Source organism: Alicyclobacillus fastidiosus, from assembly GCF_026651875.1.
GTDB classification, from domain to species: domain Bacteria; phylum Bacillota; class Bacilli; order Alicyclobacillales; family Alicyclobacillaceae; genus Alicyclobacillus; species Alicyclobacillus fastidiosus.
The window spans coordinates 3,992,625-4,009,546 of sequence record NZ_CP104067.1 but is presented as its reverse complement, the minus strand read 5'-3'; the positions used below and the strand labels follow the sequence as shown (position 1 = coordinate 4,009,546).

Below are 16,922 nucleotides of genomic sequence, written 5' to 3'. Positions count from 1 at the left end.
TATGCAGCTAATACGTCCCCACTTTCTTTAAATAGGTTGATTTGGTCAAATCAGAGGGTGTTGGATATGTATGTTGTGGACACAAATTCACACCGGCTGATTTGTACGCATCCGCCCAGAGCGTGGAGCATATTCGTCGTTTCGTTTTGAGGTGGGGCAGGAATACGCCAAAGACGTGTCTGACGGCCTCCCAGCCTAGTAGGAGGTAGTCGTATCGACCACCAACCTCTTTGTGGACAAACGCCATAATGTCCTGCTTCTGCGTTTGTGTGAGATGCGGATGGCGATATACATCGACTACGCCTTTATAGGTACTCAACGCCTCGAAGCCGGTTTCCCGCAATCCTTGCGCCTCGATGACCAACCCGGTTCCACAATAGCCTGCGACATGCGTATATTTGCTTTGGGTGAACATCTTGACGGGGAGATCGAGCAAGCGATTTCCGCGGATAAACACCAAATCCGCGATTTGTAATTCGGAAGCACGCATGACTGACACCTCCGACAGCCTATATCTCCATGCTATGCTCACCGTGAAAGGTTTGGATCTAATTTTTTAAATATTCTAATGTAGATGAGTGAGGACGAGCGTGGATTCTAGCCGATGTAAAACGATGCGGAAAACAGGCTGTATCACGCCCGTTTTCCGACTGATTGAAAGCATTATCCTCGCTGAAGCATTTCGTGATGAAGTTGTGTATACATGAGTGCTTCTGACTTGGCGATGTTCGATCCGACATGGTACATGGTTTCGAGGTCGTTCGTCCCTGTGAACCGAACGAGGATGTCTTTGCACAACTGATAGTGTCTCGGCTCGTGTTCGTCTGCGTGAACGTCCCAGAACAGGAGGTTGAGGGGTCGCTCACTGTAATTCGGATGCCTCAGACCGTTTGCGATGTCCCCCATGACCGCTCCAGCGAACATCTCTGATCCCAACCCGACTGCAGCCATCGCTTCTAGAGGAGAAGCGTCGCGGAAAAAATCGATAAAGGTTTGTATGGCGTTCTGCACAGCGGGCGATATCGGCTGCTTCGGAATACCTTTGTCATCCAATTGAACGTCTGGATACACGGATAGAAGGAATGTCTTATACAGTTGTTCGTGGGACTTCCCGACCGCTCCATGACCTGCCTCGTCCCAGAGGTTGTCGGCCAGTGGGACCCACCAAGTATCGAGGGGAGGCATCGCCGAGATTGCCGCGCCCAACACGCGAGGGAAGTGGCGGCTGTAATACGAATATTGGACAGCAAAATATTGAATTTGCGGTATGCTGTATTCACCATTTCTTAAAGCGCTGAGAAACACGCCATTTGTAAATTCCTCTTGAACGACCTGGTCGATAGCTGTTTCGACATCTTTGTATGTATTGAACATCATGCATCCTCCTAAAAAATTTCACAGCTCTCAGTGTAACAAACTACATCGCTAAAGTTTATCCAATTTAGTCGATGGCAAGAATGTCAGTGGTAAATGCCGGAATTCAGGTGACCAGTTATGAGCGAGTACCCCTCGTTTAATGATGTGCAACAAATACGTACACAGTTATTGCATGCGCAATTTTCCCATTGGGTACACCATGACCTCTTTTCGCCCAATTGGTGGCTCCTTTGTGCTTGTACTGTAATTCCTTGGCTGGTGTGGTGGTCGCTAGTCGATCGCGCTCGTCTCTTGGAAATCACTTGGTACGTTTTTTGCACGACACATCGCGAGATTTATGTCATGAAAGACATTCAAGCCTGCTGCCACTCGGCAACAGGCTCTCTTTGTGACGATAGTTATGCGAAACCCTGGTCTGGCCATCTCACTTAAATGACACGATACTCTCCGAAAGCGGTCGGCGGTCATTTGGCATTTCGCGTTCCTGGAGCTGTTCCGGCAGATCGCTCTTGTCACCTTGATATCCTAGGGCAATTAACGTTAAAACCTCGAATTGTTCGGGAATCTGAAGCAATTCGCGGGCCTTCGCCTTGTCAAAGCCGCCCATTGCATGTGTCGCTAATCCGAGTTTGTGTGCTTGGAGTGCGAGATTCTGCCACGCAGCACCCGCATCAAAGGCGTGGTACGGATTCGGCTCGCCGTTTGGGCGATACTTGTCCGAGAGAAGGAGGATCAGTACAGGTACTTTATGATCCGTCCACAACCGATTCCCGGGTAAGATAAATTCGGCGAACGTCGCCAATTCTTCGTCGGTTTGTGCAATGACGAAGCGCCAAGGTTGGAAATTGGATGCAGACGGTGCAAAGCGTGCAGCTTCTAAAATGGAGTATACAATCTCAGTGGGAACCTTTTTTTCGGAAAAGGCGCGTGGTGACCACCGGTTTAGAAACAAATCATCAATTGGGTAATCGGAATGACGTGCCATTCGAACAAATCCTCCTTGTTTCTGCATACCAAACAGTCTACTTGCAAAAGGTTATTTTCTTACGATTATACAATGGTTGTGGTGGAAACACACGCGGGAAGGCTCAGGTATTTCGCCGATGTGGACGAAAACTTGTGTTGTTCAGTCGCGATGTCGCAATTCTACCGATTGCTCAAGCGCGTAAATCTCGTCGTCGACTCGCTCCATCTGTTGAATGACAACGGCTCTGGCATCGCGAATCGCCTGGTTGTAAATGGTCGGTCCCAGCTGTTTGATCATGAAATCTAACAAGTTTTCGGCAGCGAGTTCACCGATGGTCTCCGATAGTTCATCATCAAAATATGATTGGATGTTGCGGATGACCATTTGTTTGTATTCTTTAGGGATTTTCAATACCAGCATGTTATCATGTCTCCGATCTCAACGATTGACCCGGTATCATTGGACACGTCCGTTCACTTAATCCCAACATCCAGCGGCGTACGGACGATGATTCAACACTTTACCATATTTTCCGTCACACCGTTTGGATTGCCACTACCGCTGTCGAGGGGAGAGAAGAGGGGCGAATGAATAGGAAGAGATTCTGGCTGTGCACCGGGTTGCTCGCCGTCCTGGTATCTACTACCTCTATCTATTCGGTACAACAGAGAGCCAAACGGCCGTCCGTTGAGCGGATGTCGGCGGCCTCTATCAAGACCGTATCTCATACGACTGGTAGTCATTCGCAGAGTCTGATCAAAACACTGCCCGTCGCGTCCCCACAAAACCCGTGGACCATCTGGCCCGTCGCTCCGAAGAAGGGCCAAACGTACACCGTGGTGGCCATCGGCGGATCGGCCGCAGATGGCACGGGCGATAGTGCAGGCGAAGGTGGCTACTTAGCCAGGGCGTTCCGTACGATCAATTCCACACAGGACGTGAGTTACCACTTCATCAACCAATCGAAGGTGGGATACGGCCCCATTCAGTACGATGATACGCAGCTCAGTCGCACGTTTCTCAACGATAGCCAAATGGCACGCCTGTTTAACGACTACAAGCCGAATATGCTCGTGATATCGTTTGGCATGCTTGACGACATTTTTAAGAAAACACCTATGAGCCAGATTAAACAGGCTTTACACGACGAAATTGAAAGCGCGATGAATCAACACGTCGTCGTCGTCATCGTGACGCCTCCTTCAACCTATGCGTCAGAAACCTATTACAAGGCGCCACTGAACGCGTATGTACAAGCGGAGATGGACGTCGTCGACGGGTTCCACAACCCGAATATCTATGTGCTTCCTTTGGCAGAGCAAATGGATCAATACATCGAGTCACATCACCAAAATATCAAAATGTACGAGGCGGATAGCTGGCATCCGAATGCAGCTGGTCACGCACTGGCAGGAAATCTTCTAGCACAAGATTTCATCCAGAGGTTCTTGCTCGCGACAACGAAGAGTTGAAGGGCAGTTGGCTATCTGATAGGCAAATCACCCTATTGCGCATATTCCTTTCCTGGATAACACTGGGGTATGAGACTGTGTGAGACGAACAAGATGATGAATCGTTAAAGTTGATTTGAGGGGCGTTATGATGTCTGGGTATATCTTGGATTTGAGAAAAGTGTTAGGGTCGCAGCCGTTGATTATGGCCGCCGCTGCCATTGTTGTTGTCAACGACGGCCAACTCCTGTTGCAGCATAGGAGTGATAACGACTGCTGGGGATTACCTGGGGGATCGATGGAGCTTGGGGAAAGTTTTGAAGAGACGGCGCGGCGAGAGCTTTTAGAAGAGACAGGGCTCGTTGCAGGCGAGTTGGAACTGTTGTACGTGCATTCGGGACGAGATGCGTTTTATCGCTATCCAAACGGACACGAGGTCTACGTGGCTTCAGTCATTTATACGACCACCGAGTTCACAGGTGAGATAAAAGTGGACGAAGATGAAAGCTTGGAGGTAAAGTGGTTCTTCCATACAGATCTCCCAGCGAACATCAATCCACTCGATAAGCCTGTGATTGACTTCTATATTCAACACAAGTGTGCCTCAGTGTAAATCGTGATCAGCAGTGAGCCCTGTTACCACGAATGTTTATGTGAGACGAATCACGATTCAGTCGCTGAGCTCGTAAGGTATCGGACCTAGTTCAACAGAGGTGAGAAGGAATGACGTTCGACCAGCTAGTTGCTTTTGTTAGTGTGGCCAGAACCAGGAACTTCACGGCGACTGCGAAGGTGCTTCACTTGGCTCAACCTGCTGTGACAAGTCGAATCAAGAATCTCGAATCCGAAATTGGTGTGACATTGCTCCAACGGTTTGACGGAGCACTAGAGTTAACTGCGGCAGGTAGAAGGTTGTTGGAGTACGCTCAACAAATCATCGATCTCGTTGAACAGGCAAAGGTAGAGGTAGGGCAGCAAGTGCAGGAAATTCTGATCGGTGCGACTTCGACGTTAGCGGTCCACTTCGTACCTAAAATTTTGAAACTCGTGTATCAGTGGAACCAGAATGCCAAATTTATCGTCCGTCAAGCCGAGTCGTTGAGCCTATTGAGTCTTCTTTTGGACGGTAACCTAGACATGGCGTTCATGACGCATCGGATCGAACACCCGGACATCATCCTAACCCAGCTGAAGGAATCGTTACGAGTCGTTTTGGTGGCCTCGTCCAATCACCCGATATTACTTGAATCAAACATCACTTATGAAGTTGTCAAGAAATATAAATTGATGAGAACACAGAGAAAGCATGGCTTCTGGAAGTTGGTCGACAACAAGCTCAAGGAATACGACATTGAGATTGAAACAGATGTGATAGTTGACAATATGGAAATTGCCAAGGAGATTCTCTTACAGAGCGCCTTTCTAACATTTATGCCGTATTTATCAATAGAAAAGGAGTTAGAGCGTGGCGTTCTAACGTCGATTCACGTTGAAAATTTGCCAGTACTGGAGTTTCCAATCTATATGATCAACCATCAACAATCCCATCAATCAAGAAATGTTCAACTCATCCGTCGCGTTTTGGGGCTTGGTGATTAAAGTGGGTGAATGAGCTTCAACGTTCTAGTCCCTGCGCGACACAACGCGTTTGGTCTAGTTTTCGTAGTAAGGAGTATGCACGGTGGACAAGCCCACGGTGACAAAAAATAAATTTTGGGTGCGGCTAAAAATCATTTGGGTCCCCAGATTTCATATAGAGGAACAATTCTGAAAACTCGTGAAGTTTAGTCCGTACACTTTTCATGAATCCATTATTCAAGAGGAGTGCTAAATATGGGCTACCGCGATTTGAGAGAGTATTTGAATGCACTGAAGCGTATCGGGAAGCTGAAGGTCATTGATCGCGAAGTCGACAAGGATTGGGAAATATCGGCGGTGGGACGCGTTGCGTTTCAATCGATTCCGGAGACCGAACGCCCAGCGCTGATGTTCACGAATGTCAAGGGCTATACTGGCTCAGTCGTATTCGGCATTTTGGGTGGTTCACGGTCGATTTACGCCAAGGCGTTGGACACCGAGTTCGACCAAGTCCAACAAAAGTGGTCCGATGCCCAAAATCACCCCATCTCTCCGCGAGTAGTCGATACCGGGTCTTGTAAGGAAAATATTTTAAAAGGTGACGATATCGATATTTTTAAGTTTCCGGTGCCAACGTGGACGGTTGGAAAAGATCCTGCACCGTACTTGACGTCCCCATTTGTATTCACCAAAGATCCCGACACCGGCGTACAGAATGTCGGTACATATCGGGTGATGCTAAAGGAACGCAATAAGCTCGGGGTATGGGTGAACTTTGTGCAGCACGCCCGTAAACACGTGAATCAATACAATGAACGAAATGAACCCACTCCTGTTGCCATCGTGCTGGGAACAGACCCGTCGATTGGCCTTTGTTCTGTATCGAGGATGATCTACGGATTGGATGAATTGTCGGTTGCAGGAGGATTGCGGGGTGAGGCAGTAGAGGTCGTAAAGTGCGAAACCAACGACTTGCTGGTGCCTGCGTCGGCTGAAATCGTGATCGAGGGGTTTTTCAGGCCGAATTTCTTGGAAGAAGAGGGACCATTCGGCGAGTACCCTGGATATATGGGTCCCAAGGCGATGTCCTATGTGATGGACATCACGTGTATCACGCATCGGAATCAGCCCATCTATCAAGCATTCCTAAGTCAAATGCCGCCAAGTGAGTCGAGCATGATCCGCAGTATCGGGCGCGAAGCTGGTATCTACAAGCACCTAGTAAGTGATTTACGACTGCCCGTAAAAGACGTGCACTTACTTGAGGCTGGAGGAGCAGCGGCATATCTGGCCATTTCCATGAAAAAGGAACACGAGGGACAGGTGCGTCAAGTGATGCTAGCGGCTTGGTCTGTCGACCCAACACTGGGGAAGTTCTGCGTGGTGGTCGACGACGATATCGATGTTCGTGATCAATTCATGCTCAACTGGGCCTTGTCGTGGCGAGTTCAACCTCACAAAGACGTATTTATCATCGAAGACCTGCCCGCAGTACGGCTGGATCCGTCGCAGGCGGCCGACGACGTCCCTCAACTGGATGCATCTCGCCGCGTGTCGTCGAAAATGGGGATCGACGCGACGCGCAAACACCAATTTCCTCCCATTGCCCTCCCACCTCAGGAACATCTGGACCTTGTGCGATCCCGTTGGAGTGAGTACTGGTCCTAGTTGACACCACGCTCGGTGACCCGCAAATGGCCCTCCATTCGCGGGTCTCGCGCAGCAGAGCTAGAGGCAGTCTTACAGGCGTAGCGAGTGGATGAATTCGTCCATCACAGAGTGGTTAGGAGGGAGTGCCATGAGAATCATTGTTGGCATCTCGGGAGCAACTGGAGCGATTTTGGGAATTCGAATGCTGGAGGCATTGCGGGAGTATGCGGTGGAGACGCACCTAGTCCTCTCAAAATGGGCAGAGACGACGATTCAAGTCGAAACGGATTACAAAGTGGAAGATGTACGAAGACTCGCGAGCGTCGTGCACAAGGAAGACAACCAAGCGGCGTCGATTTCAAGCGGGTCGTTCCTAACGGATGGCATGATCGTCGCACCATGCAGCATGAAAACGCTAGCCGCCATTCGCGTTGGTTATGCCGATGCGCTGATCGGCCGGGCTGCGGACGTCGTGTTGAAGGAACGGCGCAAACTGGTCCTGATTACGAGGGAGTGTCCGTTGAGCGATATTCACCTCGAAAACATGCTGCACTTATCCCGAATGGGGGCAGTCATTTTACCACCGGTCCTCACGTTTTACAATCGCCCAAGAAGCCTCGACGACGCGGTCAATCATGTGGTGGCACGAACGCTTGACCAGTTTGGGATAGACAATGATTGGACCAAACGCTGGACATCCGGACAGCCTTGGAGAGGGGGAGTACGGTGCTAGATTACCTGGGGCTTACTTTTGCGGAAATTCCCGTGCGAGAATTCGACCGCGCTCGGACCTTCTATGAGGATGTTCTTAAGTTTTCTATCCTCCACCTCGATGCCACCAATCGCTGGTGCCTCTACGCGATTCCAACATCCCAGACGGCTGTTGCGATATATAGCAATCGTGAAATGGCCGGTGAGTCGCCGAGCCAGACTAGACTCGTGCTGGAGGTGAAAGATTTGAATCAGATGATTCACTACTTGCAAATCCACAATATAGAAGTCGAACCGATACGGTTTCACGAACAGGAGAATTTTAGAATCTCCGGCTTTATCGATCCAAGTGGAAATGTATGGAGAATTTGGTCCCGGTCCACATAAATGAACAAATAGATGAAGGGGGCGCGCAAAAGGGGCTTTCCCCCGGTAGAGGGCCTAGATGTGTATGGAAGAGGCATGTTTGTAAGCGTTTTCTTAAAGTGGCCTGGCTTGTTCTGCTAGGCCCTGTAAAGCGTTGGAGGCGATAAAGATGAACGAGCACGACGCAAGGTGGAAACCTTATTGGTTTCACGTGAACCGAGGAGATATGGATGCGATGATCAGTCACTTCGGGGTCAATATCACGGATATGGCGATCCCGGCACTCTTGTTGGCGGGGGTAGGTATTCCACTTGGTTTTTCCGTCGATCATATGCTTCCTGGATTTTCACTCGGTTTTTTGCTCGCAGGTTTGTGGGTGACTTGGAGCGCTCACCGCCTTGCGAGGAGAACTGGGGCGCGGACCGTCACGTCACAAGTGTTTGGGATCAATGTGCCCTCGTCGACTGCGTTTGCCATTTCCATCATGTTGCCAGTCTACCAGCGTACACATAGTTTGTCGGCTAGTTGGGCAGCCGGCGCTGCAGCGGTAGTTTGGATGGGAATCTTTAAGCTGGCGAGCGCGCCGTTCACGAGATACATTCGAAAACTTATCCCGAAACCGGCGGTCATGACGGTATTTGCTGCGGCGATGTACAGCTATTTGTCCAGGACCATCGTCGTCCGGTTATTTTCCAGTCCACTTTTAGGCATTATCGCCTTAACGCTGGTACTCTGCGGAGTGTTCGCAAAGATTCCACTTACGAAATGGAGCCTGTCACCGTTTTTTGTCGCTTGGATGGTCGTCCTCGTGGTCGGCCTAACCACAGGTGACATCCATATATCCTGGAGTGGTATGCATTTTACGGCCCCATGGCATATGCCACCTAAATTCATGGCGTATTTGATGGGGGACATTTCATACTTCTCCGTGATTGTACCGATGTCTGTCTACGCCATCTTACAAGACTTAGCCTCAGTTGAAGCCGCCCAACAAGTTGGCGATGAATACTCAGTTGGTCAAACACTGCTGATGGATGGTGTATGTTCCATTGTCATCGGGGTCTCCGGTGGAATTATCCCCACGGTAATGTACGCCGTACATCCGTCGTATAAACATCTCGGTGCCAGGATCTCCTACCATTTTTGGGTTCCGATTGTCATGCTGCTCGTGGTCATGGCGGGGCTCTCGATGCCTGCGATAGACCTATTTCCATGGTCGTTACGCGCCGCCGTCATCGCCTACGTTTCCATCGGGGTCGGCCGGACAGCCATTAGAAATATCGACCATAAGTATGTGAACGCTTTTTTATTAGGGATCATCATTCCCGGTGCCTATTTAATTCAATCTACGATGCAAGAAAGCCTGGCAGCGTTGAAGATTCATCTTTCCCCACACGTTTCTCAGGTGTTAGATAAGGCCATCTACTGGGACCCGATTAGCGGGATGGCAAACGGTTTTTTGTTGCTGGTGTTAGTAATTACGGCCATATCCGTCTCGTTGATCGACCGGAAATTTTTAGCTGCTACTCTGTGGTCGCTTTTCGCAGCTCTCTCCGCATGGCTTGGTCTGATGAACGCACCCAGGTTCGGTTGGGGAGAAGCACCGGATTACGCGCTAGCATGGCTTGTGTCCGCAGTGATCCTGTTGCTTGTCTGGGTGGCCGCTCCGAAGGAATTTGCGGCGAATCGCGATTCGCCAGCCGACGAACAGATATCGAACAGCACCTGATTGTCGTTGCTGGACGCCGCCCTGTGGTACCGTGTGCAAGACGACTTTGTCCGACTCCACCGTTTACGTATAAGTTGCGTGAAGGCGGGCACAATAACTTCAGGAGGTTGATGTCGCGCATTAACGAAAAAATTTTCGTGAATTGTGTGGTTGTCAACGTGCCTATCGCAAACAGACGACTTCGGTCGTCTGTTTGTCTTTGTGCGCCCGGCATGTACACCTCTGAGGCATGTACACCTCTGATTTGTCTTCCTCCTTCCTTCCTCCCTCGACTGCCTGCGGTACCGAAAGTTTAGCTGCGCCTGTACAATGAGGTAGAACAAACCGGATGACCAACGGATGAGATCGGGCGAGTGTGGTTAAGGAGGATGATGAGTGTTGAAAATCGTCCTGATTGCGCCATATCAAAATATGGTTCACGACGCGCAAGAGGTTTGTCGCGCGTACGGAGAACAGATTGAAATCCTGACAGGCCGAATGGGGCAAGGGGTGGAACTCGCCCGCAAATCGGTGCTTGAGGATGCAGGGGTCCTGATCAGCCGCGGCGGGACATTTCTCAGTATCGCGAACGAGATTGCGATTCCCGCCGTAGAAGTCGCCGTGACGCCATATGATGTGCTTCGCGCACTGCAAAAGGCTCGGAATATGGGAACGAAGTTTGCCATTGTGGGTTTTGAGAACGTCATTGGCAGTGTGAGGGAGTGGGGCGCGCTCTTAAATGTCCCTGTCGTTCCAGTCGATGTCGAACAAACGGATTCCGCGAAGGAAATCATGGCGAAAATCCGAGAGGTCATTCACCAAGAACAGGTGGACTGCATTCTTGGGGACGCCAGCGTCATAGATATTGTCAGGGACATGGGCATCTTCGGGGTGCTCATCGAGTCTGGGAAGGCATCCATCTGGGCTGCCATTCAGGAGGCAAAGCGCATCCTGCTCGCGCGCCTCTCCGAGCGCGAGACGCATGCAACGCTTCGCGGCGCGCTCGACCAGGCAGCACAAGGCCTGATTCTGATTCAAAATGAACAGGTTCAATTCGCGAATCGGTTTGTACTCGATTTAATTGGACGAGATTCCTGTGTCAGCGTTCCGATTGAATCGTGTTTGCCAGAATCGGTCTGCGAGTTTATTCGTGCTGGAGATGGCACCCGAACGACCGATGTCGTTCAAGTTGTTGGACAGCTCTGGACGATAGAGCGCATCGCGTTACCAGGCAAGGGGGAGTATTTTGTCACGCTCCAACGCGTGGAAGACATTGAGTCCCTTGAACGGCGCGTCCGACAGAAGAAATCGTTGGATGGCCACGAAGCGGTCTACACGTTCGCGGACCTCTGGGGAAGTTCAAGCCGGATGCAACGTATGAAGCACACCGCACAGCAGTTCGCGCTGACGGATTCCTCGGTGCTCATCGTCGGCGAGACAGGTACGGGCAAGGAAGTCATAGCCCAGTCGATTCACAATGGCAGTTCGCGGTCGAACGCGCCTTTTGTCGCGGTAAACTGTGCTGCGCTTCCAGATCAACTCCTGGAAAGTGAACTGTTTGGATACGAGGAAGGCGCGTTTACTGGCGCGCGGCGCGGTGGGAAGGCTGGACTGTTTGAACTGGCACACGGCGGGACCATCTTCCTTGACGAGATCGGTGAAACAGCATCTCATGTACAACAGCGCCTGTTGCGCGTCTTGGAGGAGCGACGCGTCATGAGGATCGGTGGAGAAAAGGTCATTCCGATTGACGTTCGGGTGATTGCGGCGACGAATAAGCCGCTGTGGTCGTTGGTGACACAGGGCAAGTTCAGACAAGATCTGTTTTTCCGGTTGGATGTTCTGCGCATCAATACAGTCCCGCTGCGCGAGGTCCCGGAGGACATCCCAGTGTTGTTTGAGGGACTGCTCAAACAGATCTGGTATCAGCGCAAGGGCGTGGGCACGCCGCCGAGACCGGTCCCGGAAATCTACCGCATGTTGTGTGCTTACCATTGGCCGGGAAACGTACGGGAATTGAGAAATATGGTCGATTATTTGATTGCGACCTTGACGTCTGGCGTCGTCAATCGCGAAGCGGTTGCGGACTGGTTCTACAACAAATCGCTCCCCGATCCCGATGTGTATGCGGAGGGTTCAACCCGTGAACGTGAAGAAGTGCAAAGACGGTACGTCGGAAGTTTAGAGGAAGTCCAGCGACAGTTGATTGTCGACACCTTGTTCCAATGCCATGGTGATGTGCAACGAACGGCCGACAGGCTTGGCATTAGCCGGACGACCTTGTGGAGAAAGATGAAGCAATGGAATCTCGGTTAGGTGTTCGCTGTGTGTGAAAGGTTTGGTTTCAATTTGAACCAATGAGGAACGTGTGTGTTACAACTTGAAACGAATTAGCTGTACTGCGATGTCCTTCCAACTAATTTCGTCCACAATCGCGGGTAGGACGATACTGGCATGATTCTTGCTTTGCTATTCGGTAACGGTGGGGCCGATGAAGTGGTGCGAGTTGTTCAAATATTGAAACATCACAGCGGTGTGTATCGGTTTTTTCCTGCTCAACTTCGCGGGCCTGGAACCTGCCGCCCCATCTGTGATTGTTTCAAGCCGCGAATAGCCATGTTCGTCGAGTGCCATCAATAGGATAGAAAAGACATGCGGAGGTGAGCGTGGTGTTGATTGACGGATATGTCAGAGAAGATGGGCGAATTGGTGTACGCAATCACGTGCTGGTGCTCCCGGTCTCGTATGAAATGAATCAAATTGCCGAAAAGATCGTCGCCAGTGCACCAGGGGCGGTGACATTTCGCAACCAACACGGCATTAACCAGGCCGGTGACGATCTCGACCAGACATTCCGAGTCTACGAAGGATTCGCCACCCATCCGAACGTCTATGGCGTCGTCATTCTCGCGTGGGGCCACGAGGCTTTCGACTTGAACCGACTGGTCAATCGCGCCCGAGCGGCTGGGAAACAGGCGGAACTGGTGGGCCTGACACAAGTCGGTGGAATTCGCAATGCCACCGCGAAAGGCACTGCGTTGGCAAGCGATTGGCTCGTAACGAGGGACGCGGTGCAGCGCGTGCAAGTGCCTCTCTCAAGAATTGTGCTAGGCACGGAATGTGGCGGATCGGACGCTTGTTCGGGGATTTCCGGAAACCCCGCCTTAGGTGTGGTGAGCGACTTGCTCGTAGCCGAAGGGGGAACGTCCATCCTGTCGGAAACGACTGAGCTTATCGGCGCCGAGCACCTATTGGCGCAGCGTGCGGCGACACCTGAAATTGGCCAGCAGGTCATCCACATCGTTCACCGGCTTGAGGAAAACGCGATGAAAATGGGGGTTGACATCCGCGGCGCACAGCCGTCGCCGGGCAATATGGACGGGGGCATCACGACGATTGAAGAAAAGAGCCTAGGGTGCATTTACAAGGGGGGAACAACGCCAATTCAAGAGGTGATCGAATACGCCGAGCGGCCCTCAAGGAACGGCTTAGTGATCATGGATACGCCTGGTCACGACATTGAACAAATCACCGGAATGGTGGCGGGGGGCGCGCAGGTGGTGATTTTTACGACCGGTCGGGGGACGCCTACCGGATCGCCAATCGCACCTTGCATCAAGGTCGCGACGAATACCGCGACCTACGTAAACATGGCAGACAATTTGGATTTCAATTCGGGTCCGATTGTGGACGGCGTAGAGACGGTCGAGGAAAACGGGAACGCGTTGTTCGAAAAAATGGTTACCGTCTTGAATGGAGAGCCGACTAAGTCGGAGCTCCTCGGACACCGTGAATTTGGCATTTACCGCATCGGAAAAAGTCTCTAGGAGGTGGCCAGGAATGGAGTCAAATCGACAGTGGGTCCTCCAAAAACCGGTGGATGACGTAGCGACCGCTTTGACGCGGTTGCAAAAAGGGACCGAAATCGTCATCGAGGATGCGAAGCACCCGCTGGTCCTCGTTCAGGACATTCCGTTTGGACACAAGTTCGCCATTCGCGATTTGCCAGTTGGGGCACACGTTCACAAGTATGGCCAAGTGATTGGCCGGGCCACGCAGATGATTCGCGCAGGGGAGCACGTACATGTGCACAACCTGGAAAGTTTGCGCGGGCGCGGAGACTTGCAGAGGGGTGAATCGAGTGTCCAAAATTCGAGTCTATTCCCGGGCTGACGGGAGCATCGGCATTCGCAATCATCTATTTATCCTACCTGCGGTGGTATGCGCGAATCAGGTGGCCATCGACGTCGCTCGGCGAAACCCAAAGTTTAAGTACATCGAACATCAGCACGGTTGTGCGCAAATCGGGGCAGACCTCGTGCAGACGCAGCGCGTGTTTTCCAACCTGGCTCTGCACCCGAACGTCTATGCGAGCTTGTTTGTGGGACTCGGCTGCGAAGGGATCATCGCTAAGGATCTCTATCAGACGACGAAGTCCCGGACGCAAAAGCCCGTCGGCTTTGTCAGCATTCAAGGCGCGGGCGGGACCTTAAAGGCGCAGTCGTCCGTGGAACGTTGGCTCGGTGAGCGAGATGCCGAAATCGCCCAGATTCCGCGTGCAGACGTCCCGTGGGAGCAAATTTGCATCGGGTTCTTATTCGATGACCCGCTACGTTCGACGCCATCTCCGCTGGCTTTGCGCGTCGTCAGCGAGCTGTGGGAGATGGGGGCAAACCTCGTCCTACCGGACGACGCGACGCCGTACGTAAAGCGCTTTCCTTCGGTGGACCAAGTCGATCACGGCGAGCGCGCGAGTGGGCGAGCGACACTGATGAAGGCGGGATCGAACGCGTTGGAGACGGCGACAGGGATGACCGCTGCAGGCGCTCATGTGATCATCCATTTTGCGGCGCAACCGCATGCGTTTGGGACTCCGCTGCTCCCCATCGTCCGTTTCGCCATCAGCGAGACGACGTTGCGGGCGTGTCCCGACGACCTGGATGGACAGCTGTTGGCAGATGCGGATGTCGGTCTGGCGATTGACGAAGTGCATCGCGTGCTGGAGGGCAAGCCTGCCGTCGCAGAGACGCTCGGAATGGACGACTTTGCGCTGTACCGCATTGGACCGACGGTGTAGAGCTGGGGACACACGCCGGATCGGGTTACTTACTTTATGGACGCGAAAAAACGGAGGAGATGTCTCTGCTGAAAACAATTCGATATACACACCCGGACCTTGGGACGCCTCAACTCGGTCTGCTCGACGGCGACCGCGTATATAGCTTGACGGAGCAAGTGCCGACCTGGACGTGCCCAGTTCTGATGTGGCGCGCCCTGCAAGCGCTTGACATCCGTCCGTCCGCAGTCGTGCAGCGGTTGCAAAAAGGTACCCCGCTGTCGTTTGCGGAACTCGCTTCGCAGCGGCTTTTGTTGCCGCCTGTCGCGACGCCAGAGGTCTGGGCTTCCGGCGTCACCTACGAGCGCAGTCGGGAAGCGCGAAACGCGGAAACGCAGATCAAGGACAGCGTCTATGACCGAGTGTATACGGCGGCTCGCCCGGAACTGTTTTTCAAGGCGACATATGAACGACTCGTCGCTCCTTTGCAGCCAATTTCACTTCGCTCTGACTCCAACTGGATGGTGCCCGAACCGGAGTTGGCCATCGTCGTCTCTGCAAACGGGGATTTAATCGGGTACACGGTTGGCGACGACGTCAGTTCGCGGGACATCGAGGGCGAGAATCCACTCTATCTACCGCAGGCGAAAGTGTTCTCCGGAAGTTGCTCGTTGGGTCCCGCCCTCCTCTGGAGTGACGGCGAGGAGAAGCCTGAGACCTGGACGATTGAATTGACGATTTACCGCGAGGACGCCGTCGCGTTCTCGGGTCAAGTGCCATTTTCCCAGTTCCGCCGCAGCTTTTCTGAACTCACTTCGTACCTGTTGCGAGACAATACCATCGCCGACGGCACAGTGTTGATGACGGGCACGGGCATCGTCCCGCCCGACGAATTTACGTTGCTGCCTGGCGATGTCGTCGAAATTGCCATCGAGCCGATAGGTGTACTGAAAAACGCGGTGATTTCGCCGCTTCTCGGCAAAGTTTTGGCGACCAGGTAGTCCGCACATTTACAGGGAGGCGATGTCATTTGCAAGGTGTCGTATGTCGACGGCCGAACGAACTGGTGCGAGCACAACTGCCTGAACCGACGCTATCGGAGGGGCAGGCAATCGTGAGAATCCGCAGGATTGGCGTGTGCGGGACAGATATTCACGCCTATCGGGGCCGACAGCCGTATTTTACCTATCCTCGCATCCTGGGACACGAGTTGGCAGGAGAGGTTGTCGAAGTCGGCGAGAATCCGTACGGGATTGAGAGCGGCGACCTCGTGACGCTCTTGCCCTATTTTTCCTGTGGTAAGTGCATTGCCTGCAAGTGCGGCAAACCGAACTGTTGCACGGAGGTGAGTGTCTTTGGCGTGCACGAGGACGGTGGCATGCGTGAATACGTATCGGTCCCCGTCGAATACGTAGTCAAAGCGGAAGGTTTGACGCTGGATGAATTGGCGACGGTCGAATGTTTCAGTATTGGTGCCCATGCCGTTCGTCGCGCGAACCTCGTGCCGGGGGAACGGGTGTTAGTCATCGGCGGAGGTCCAATTGGCCTTGGCGTGATGAAGTTTGCGAAGTTGGCGGGGGCGGACGTGACGGCTATGGATATCAACCGCAAGCGACTCGAGTTTTGCGAGGATTGGGCAGGCCCGAATCGCGCCGTCCTGGCCTCAGAGCGTGCCATCGCGACCATCCGCGAGATCACCAATTTGGAGTTTCCGACAGCCGTGTTTGACGCGACGGGCAACGCGCAATCGATGATGTCTGCCATCGGTTACCTGGCACACGGGGGCCGATTGATTTACGTAGGCCTGGTGCAAGCGGATATCACGTTCAGTGATCCGGAGTTCCACAAACGTGAAACCACCCTGATCAGTTCTCGAAACGCCACCATCGAGGATTTTCACCACGTCATCCACGAACTGAAAGGCCAGCATCTCGACGCGTCGACGTTTATCACGCATCGCGCTGATTTGAAAAGTGTGGTGGCGACGTTCGATGACTGGACCAAGCCGGAGTCGAACGTCGTCAAAGCGATGATCGAAGCATGACGTGCAAGCTGTAG

17 protein-coding genes are annotated in these 16,922 nt (G+C 52.5%); 13 read left to right on the top strand and 4 right to left on the bottom strand.

Annotated features, from left to right (window positions below; all coding sequences use genetic code 11):
* Positions 1-7: 7 nt before the first annotated feature.
* The 4 genes from NZD89_RS19830 to NZD89_RS19815 form a co-directional block, all read right to left on the bottom strand.
* The gene (locus NZD89_RS19830; protein WP_268004447.1) at positions 8-490 is read right to left on the bottom strand and encodes a C40 family peptidase; all 483 of its coding nucleotides are present in this window, start codon (positions 488-490) and stop codon (positions 8-10) included.
* 173 nt (positions 491-663) lie between these two features.
* Positions 664-1,374 (bottom strand): iron-containing redox enzyme family protein, encoded by a 711-nt coding sequence (locus NZD89_RS19825; RefSeq protein WP_268004446.1) that lies wholly within the window; start codon positions 1,372-1,374, stop codon positions 664-666.
* Between the two features lie 427 nt (positions 1,375-1,801).
* Positions 1,802-2,362, bottom strand: coding sequence for a nitroreductase family protein (locus NZD89_RS19820; RefSeq protein WP_268004445.1), 561 nt, complete (start codon positions 2,360-2,362; stop codon positions 1,802-1,804).
* Positions 2,363-2,503: 141 nt separating this feature from the next.
* A complete protein-coding gene (locus NZD89_RS19815; RefSeq protein ID WP_268004444.1) occupies positions 2,504-2,764 on the bottom strand; it encodes a DUF2164 domain-containing protein in 261 nt (86 codons plus the stop codon).
* Between the two features lie 167 nt (positions 2,765-2,931).
* On the opposite strand from NZD89_RS19815, the gene NZD89_RS19810 reads away from it, so the two are divergent.
* From NZD89_RS19810 to NZD89_RS19750, 13 genes are all read left to right on the top strand, one after another.
* Complete coding sequence (locus NZD89_RS19810; protein WP_268004443.1) at positions 2,932-3,816, top strand: SGNH/GDSL hydrolase family protein; 885 nt, start codon at positions 2,932-2,934, stop codon at positions 3,814-3,816.
* Between the two features lie 127 nt (positions 3,817-3,943).
* Positions 3,944-4,408, top strand: a complete 465-nt coding sequence (locus NZD89_RS19805) for an NUDIX hydrolase (RefSeq protein WP_268004442.1) — start codon at positions 3,944-3,946, stop codon at positions 4,406-4,408.
* A 110-nt stretch (positions 4,409-4,518) separates the two neighbouring features.
* A complete protein-coding gene (locus NZD89_RS19800; RefSeq protein WP_268004441.1) occupies positions 4,519-5,394 on the top strand; it encodes a LysR family transcriptional regulator in 876 nt (291 codons plus the stop codon).
* A 234-nt stretch (positions 5,395-5,628) separates the two neighbouring features.
* A complete protein-coding gene (locus NZD89_RS19795) occupies positions 5,629-7,041 on the top strand; it encodes a UbiD family decarboxylase (protein WP_268004440.1) in 1,413 nt (470 codons plus the stop codon).
* 130 nt (positions 7,042-7,171) lie between these two features.
* Positions 7,172-7,756, top strand: a complete 585-nt coding sequence (locus tag NZD89_RS19790; RefSeq protein ID WP_268004439.1) for a UbiX family flavin prenyltransferase — start codon at positions 7,172-7,174, stop codon at positions 7,754-7,756.
* The gene (locus tag NZD89_RS19785; protein ID WP_268004438.1) at positions 7,750-8,121 is read left to right on the top strand and encodes a VOC family protein; all 372 of its coding nucleotides are present in this window, start codon (positions 7,750-7,752) and stop codon (positions 8,119-8,121) included. The genes NZD89_RS19790 and NZD89_RS19785 overlap by 7 nt, the downstream gene beginning before the upstream one ends.
* A gap of 148 nt (positions 8,122-8,269) precedes the next feature.
* The gene (locus NZD89_RS19780; RefSeq protein ID WP_268004437.1) at positions 8,270-9,829 is read left to right on the top strand and encodes a hypothetical protein; all 1,560 of its coding nucleotides are present in this window, start codon (positions 8,270-8,272) and stop codon (positions 9,827-9,829) included.
* 375 nt (positions 9,830-10,204) lie between these two features.
* The gene (locus NZD89_RS19775; RefSeq protein ID WP_268004436.1) at positions 10,205-12,124 is read left to right on the top strand and encodes a sigma 54-interacting transcriptional regulator; all 1,920 of its coding nucleotides are present in this window, start codon (positions 10,205-10,207) and stop codon (positions 12,122-12,124) included.
* Between the two features lie 353 nt (positions 12,125-12,477).
* Positions 12,478-13,635: a UxaA family hydrolase gene (locus tag NZD89_RS19770; protein WP_268004435.1), complete on the top strand. Its 1,158-nt coding sequence runs from the start codon at positions 12,478-12,480 to the stop codon at positions 13,633-13,635.
* 13 nt (positions 13,636-13,648) lie between these two features.
* The gene (locus NZD89_RS19765) at positions 13,649-13,981 is read left to right on the top strand and encodes a UxaA family hydrolase (RefSeq protein ID WP_268004434.1); all 333 of its coding nucleotides are present in this window, start codon (positions 13,649-13,651) and stop codon (positions 13,979-13,981) included.
* A complete protein-coding gene (locus NZD89_RS19760; RefSeq protein WP_268004433.1) occupies positions 13,950-14,885 on the top strand; it encodes a UxaA family hydrolase in 936 nt (311 codons plus the stop codon). The genes NZD89_RS19765 and NZD89_RS19760 overlap by 32 nt, the downstream gene beginning before the upstream one ends.
* 59 nt (positions 14,886-14,944) lie before the next feature.
* Positions 14,945-15,865: a fumarylacetoacetate hydrolase family protein gene (locus NZD89_RS19755; protein ID WP_268004432.1), complete on the top strand. Its 921-nt coding sequence runs from the start codon at positions 14,945-14,947 to the stop codon at positions 15,863-15,865.
* A 29-nt stretch (positions 15,866-15,894) separates the two neighbouring features.
* Positions 15,895-16,908 carry a zinc-binding alcohol dehydrogenase family protein gene (locus tag NZD89_RS19750; RefSeq protein ID WP_268004431.1) on the top strand — a complete coding sequence of 338 codons (1,014 nt, stop codon included), beginning with the start codon at positions 15,895-15,897 and terminating at the stop codon, positions 16,906-16,908.
* Positions 16,909-16,922: the final 14 nt, after the last annotated feature.

Excerpts from the sequence above, each read along its gene's own strand:
- NZD89_RS19780 (WP_268004437.1), top strand. The coding sequence starts at position 8,270 with ATGAACGAGCACGACGCAAGGTGGAAACCTTATTGGTTTCACGTGAAC.
- NZD89_RS19825 (WP_268004446.1), bottom strand. The coding sequence starts at position 1,374 with ATGTTCAATACATACAAAGATGTCGAAACAGCTATCGACCAGGTCGTT.
- NZD89_RS19805 (WP_268004442.1), top strand. The coding sequence starts at position 3,944 with ATGATGTCTGGGTATATCTTGGATTTGAGAAAAGTGTTAGGGTCGCAG.
- NZD89_RS19765 (WP_268004434.1), top strand. The coding sequence starts at position 13,649 with ATGGAGTCAAATCGACAGTGGGTCCTCCAAAAACCGGTGGATGACGTA.
- NZD89_RS19755 (WP_268004432.1), top strand. The coding sequence starts at position 14,945 with ATGTCTCTGCTGAAAACAATTCGATATACACACCCGGACCTTGGGACG.
- NZD89_RS19800 (WP_268004441.1), top strand. The coding sequence starts at position 4,519 with ATGACGTTCGACCAGCTAGTTGCTTTTGTTAGTGTGGCCAGAACCAGG.
- NZD89_RS19830 (WP_268004447.1), bottom strand. The coding sequence starts at position 490 with ATGCGTGCTTCCGAATTACAAATCGCGGATTTGGTGTTTATCCGCGGA.
- NZD89_RS19815 (WP_268004444.1), bottom strand. The coding sequence starts at position 2,764 with ATGCTGGTATTGAAAATCCCTAAAGAATACAAACAAATGGTCATCCGC.
- NZD89_RS19790 (WP_268004439.1), top strand. The coding sequence starts at position 7,172 with ATGAGAATCATTGTTGGCATCTCGGGAGCAACTGGAGCGATTTTGGGA.
- NZD89_RS19795 (WP_268004440.1), top strand. The coding sequence starts at position 5,629 with ATGGGCTACCGCGATTTGAGAGAGTATTTGAATGCACTGAAGCGTATC.
- NZD89_RS19820 (WP_268004445.1), bottom strand. The coding sequence starts at position 2,362 with ATGGCACGTCATTCCGATTACCCAATTGATGATTTGTTTCTAAACCGG.
- NZD89_RS19810 (WP_268004443.1), top strand. The coding sequence starts at position 2,932 with ATGAATAGGAAGAGATTCTGGCTGTGCACCGGGTTGCTCGCCGTCCTG.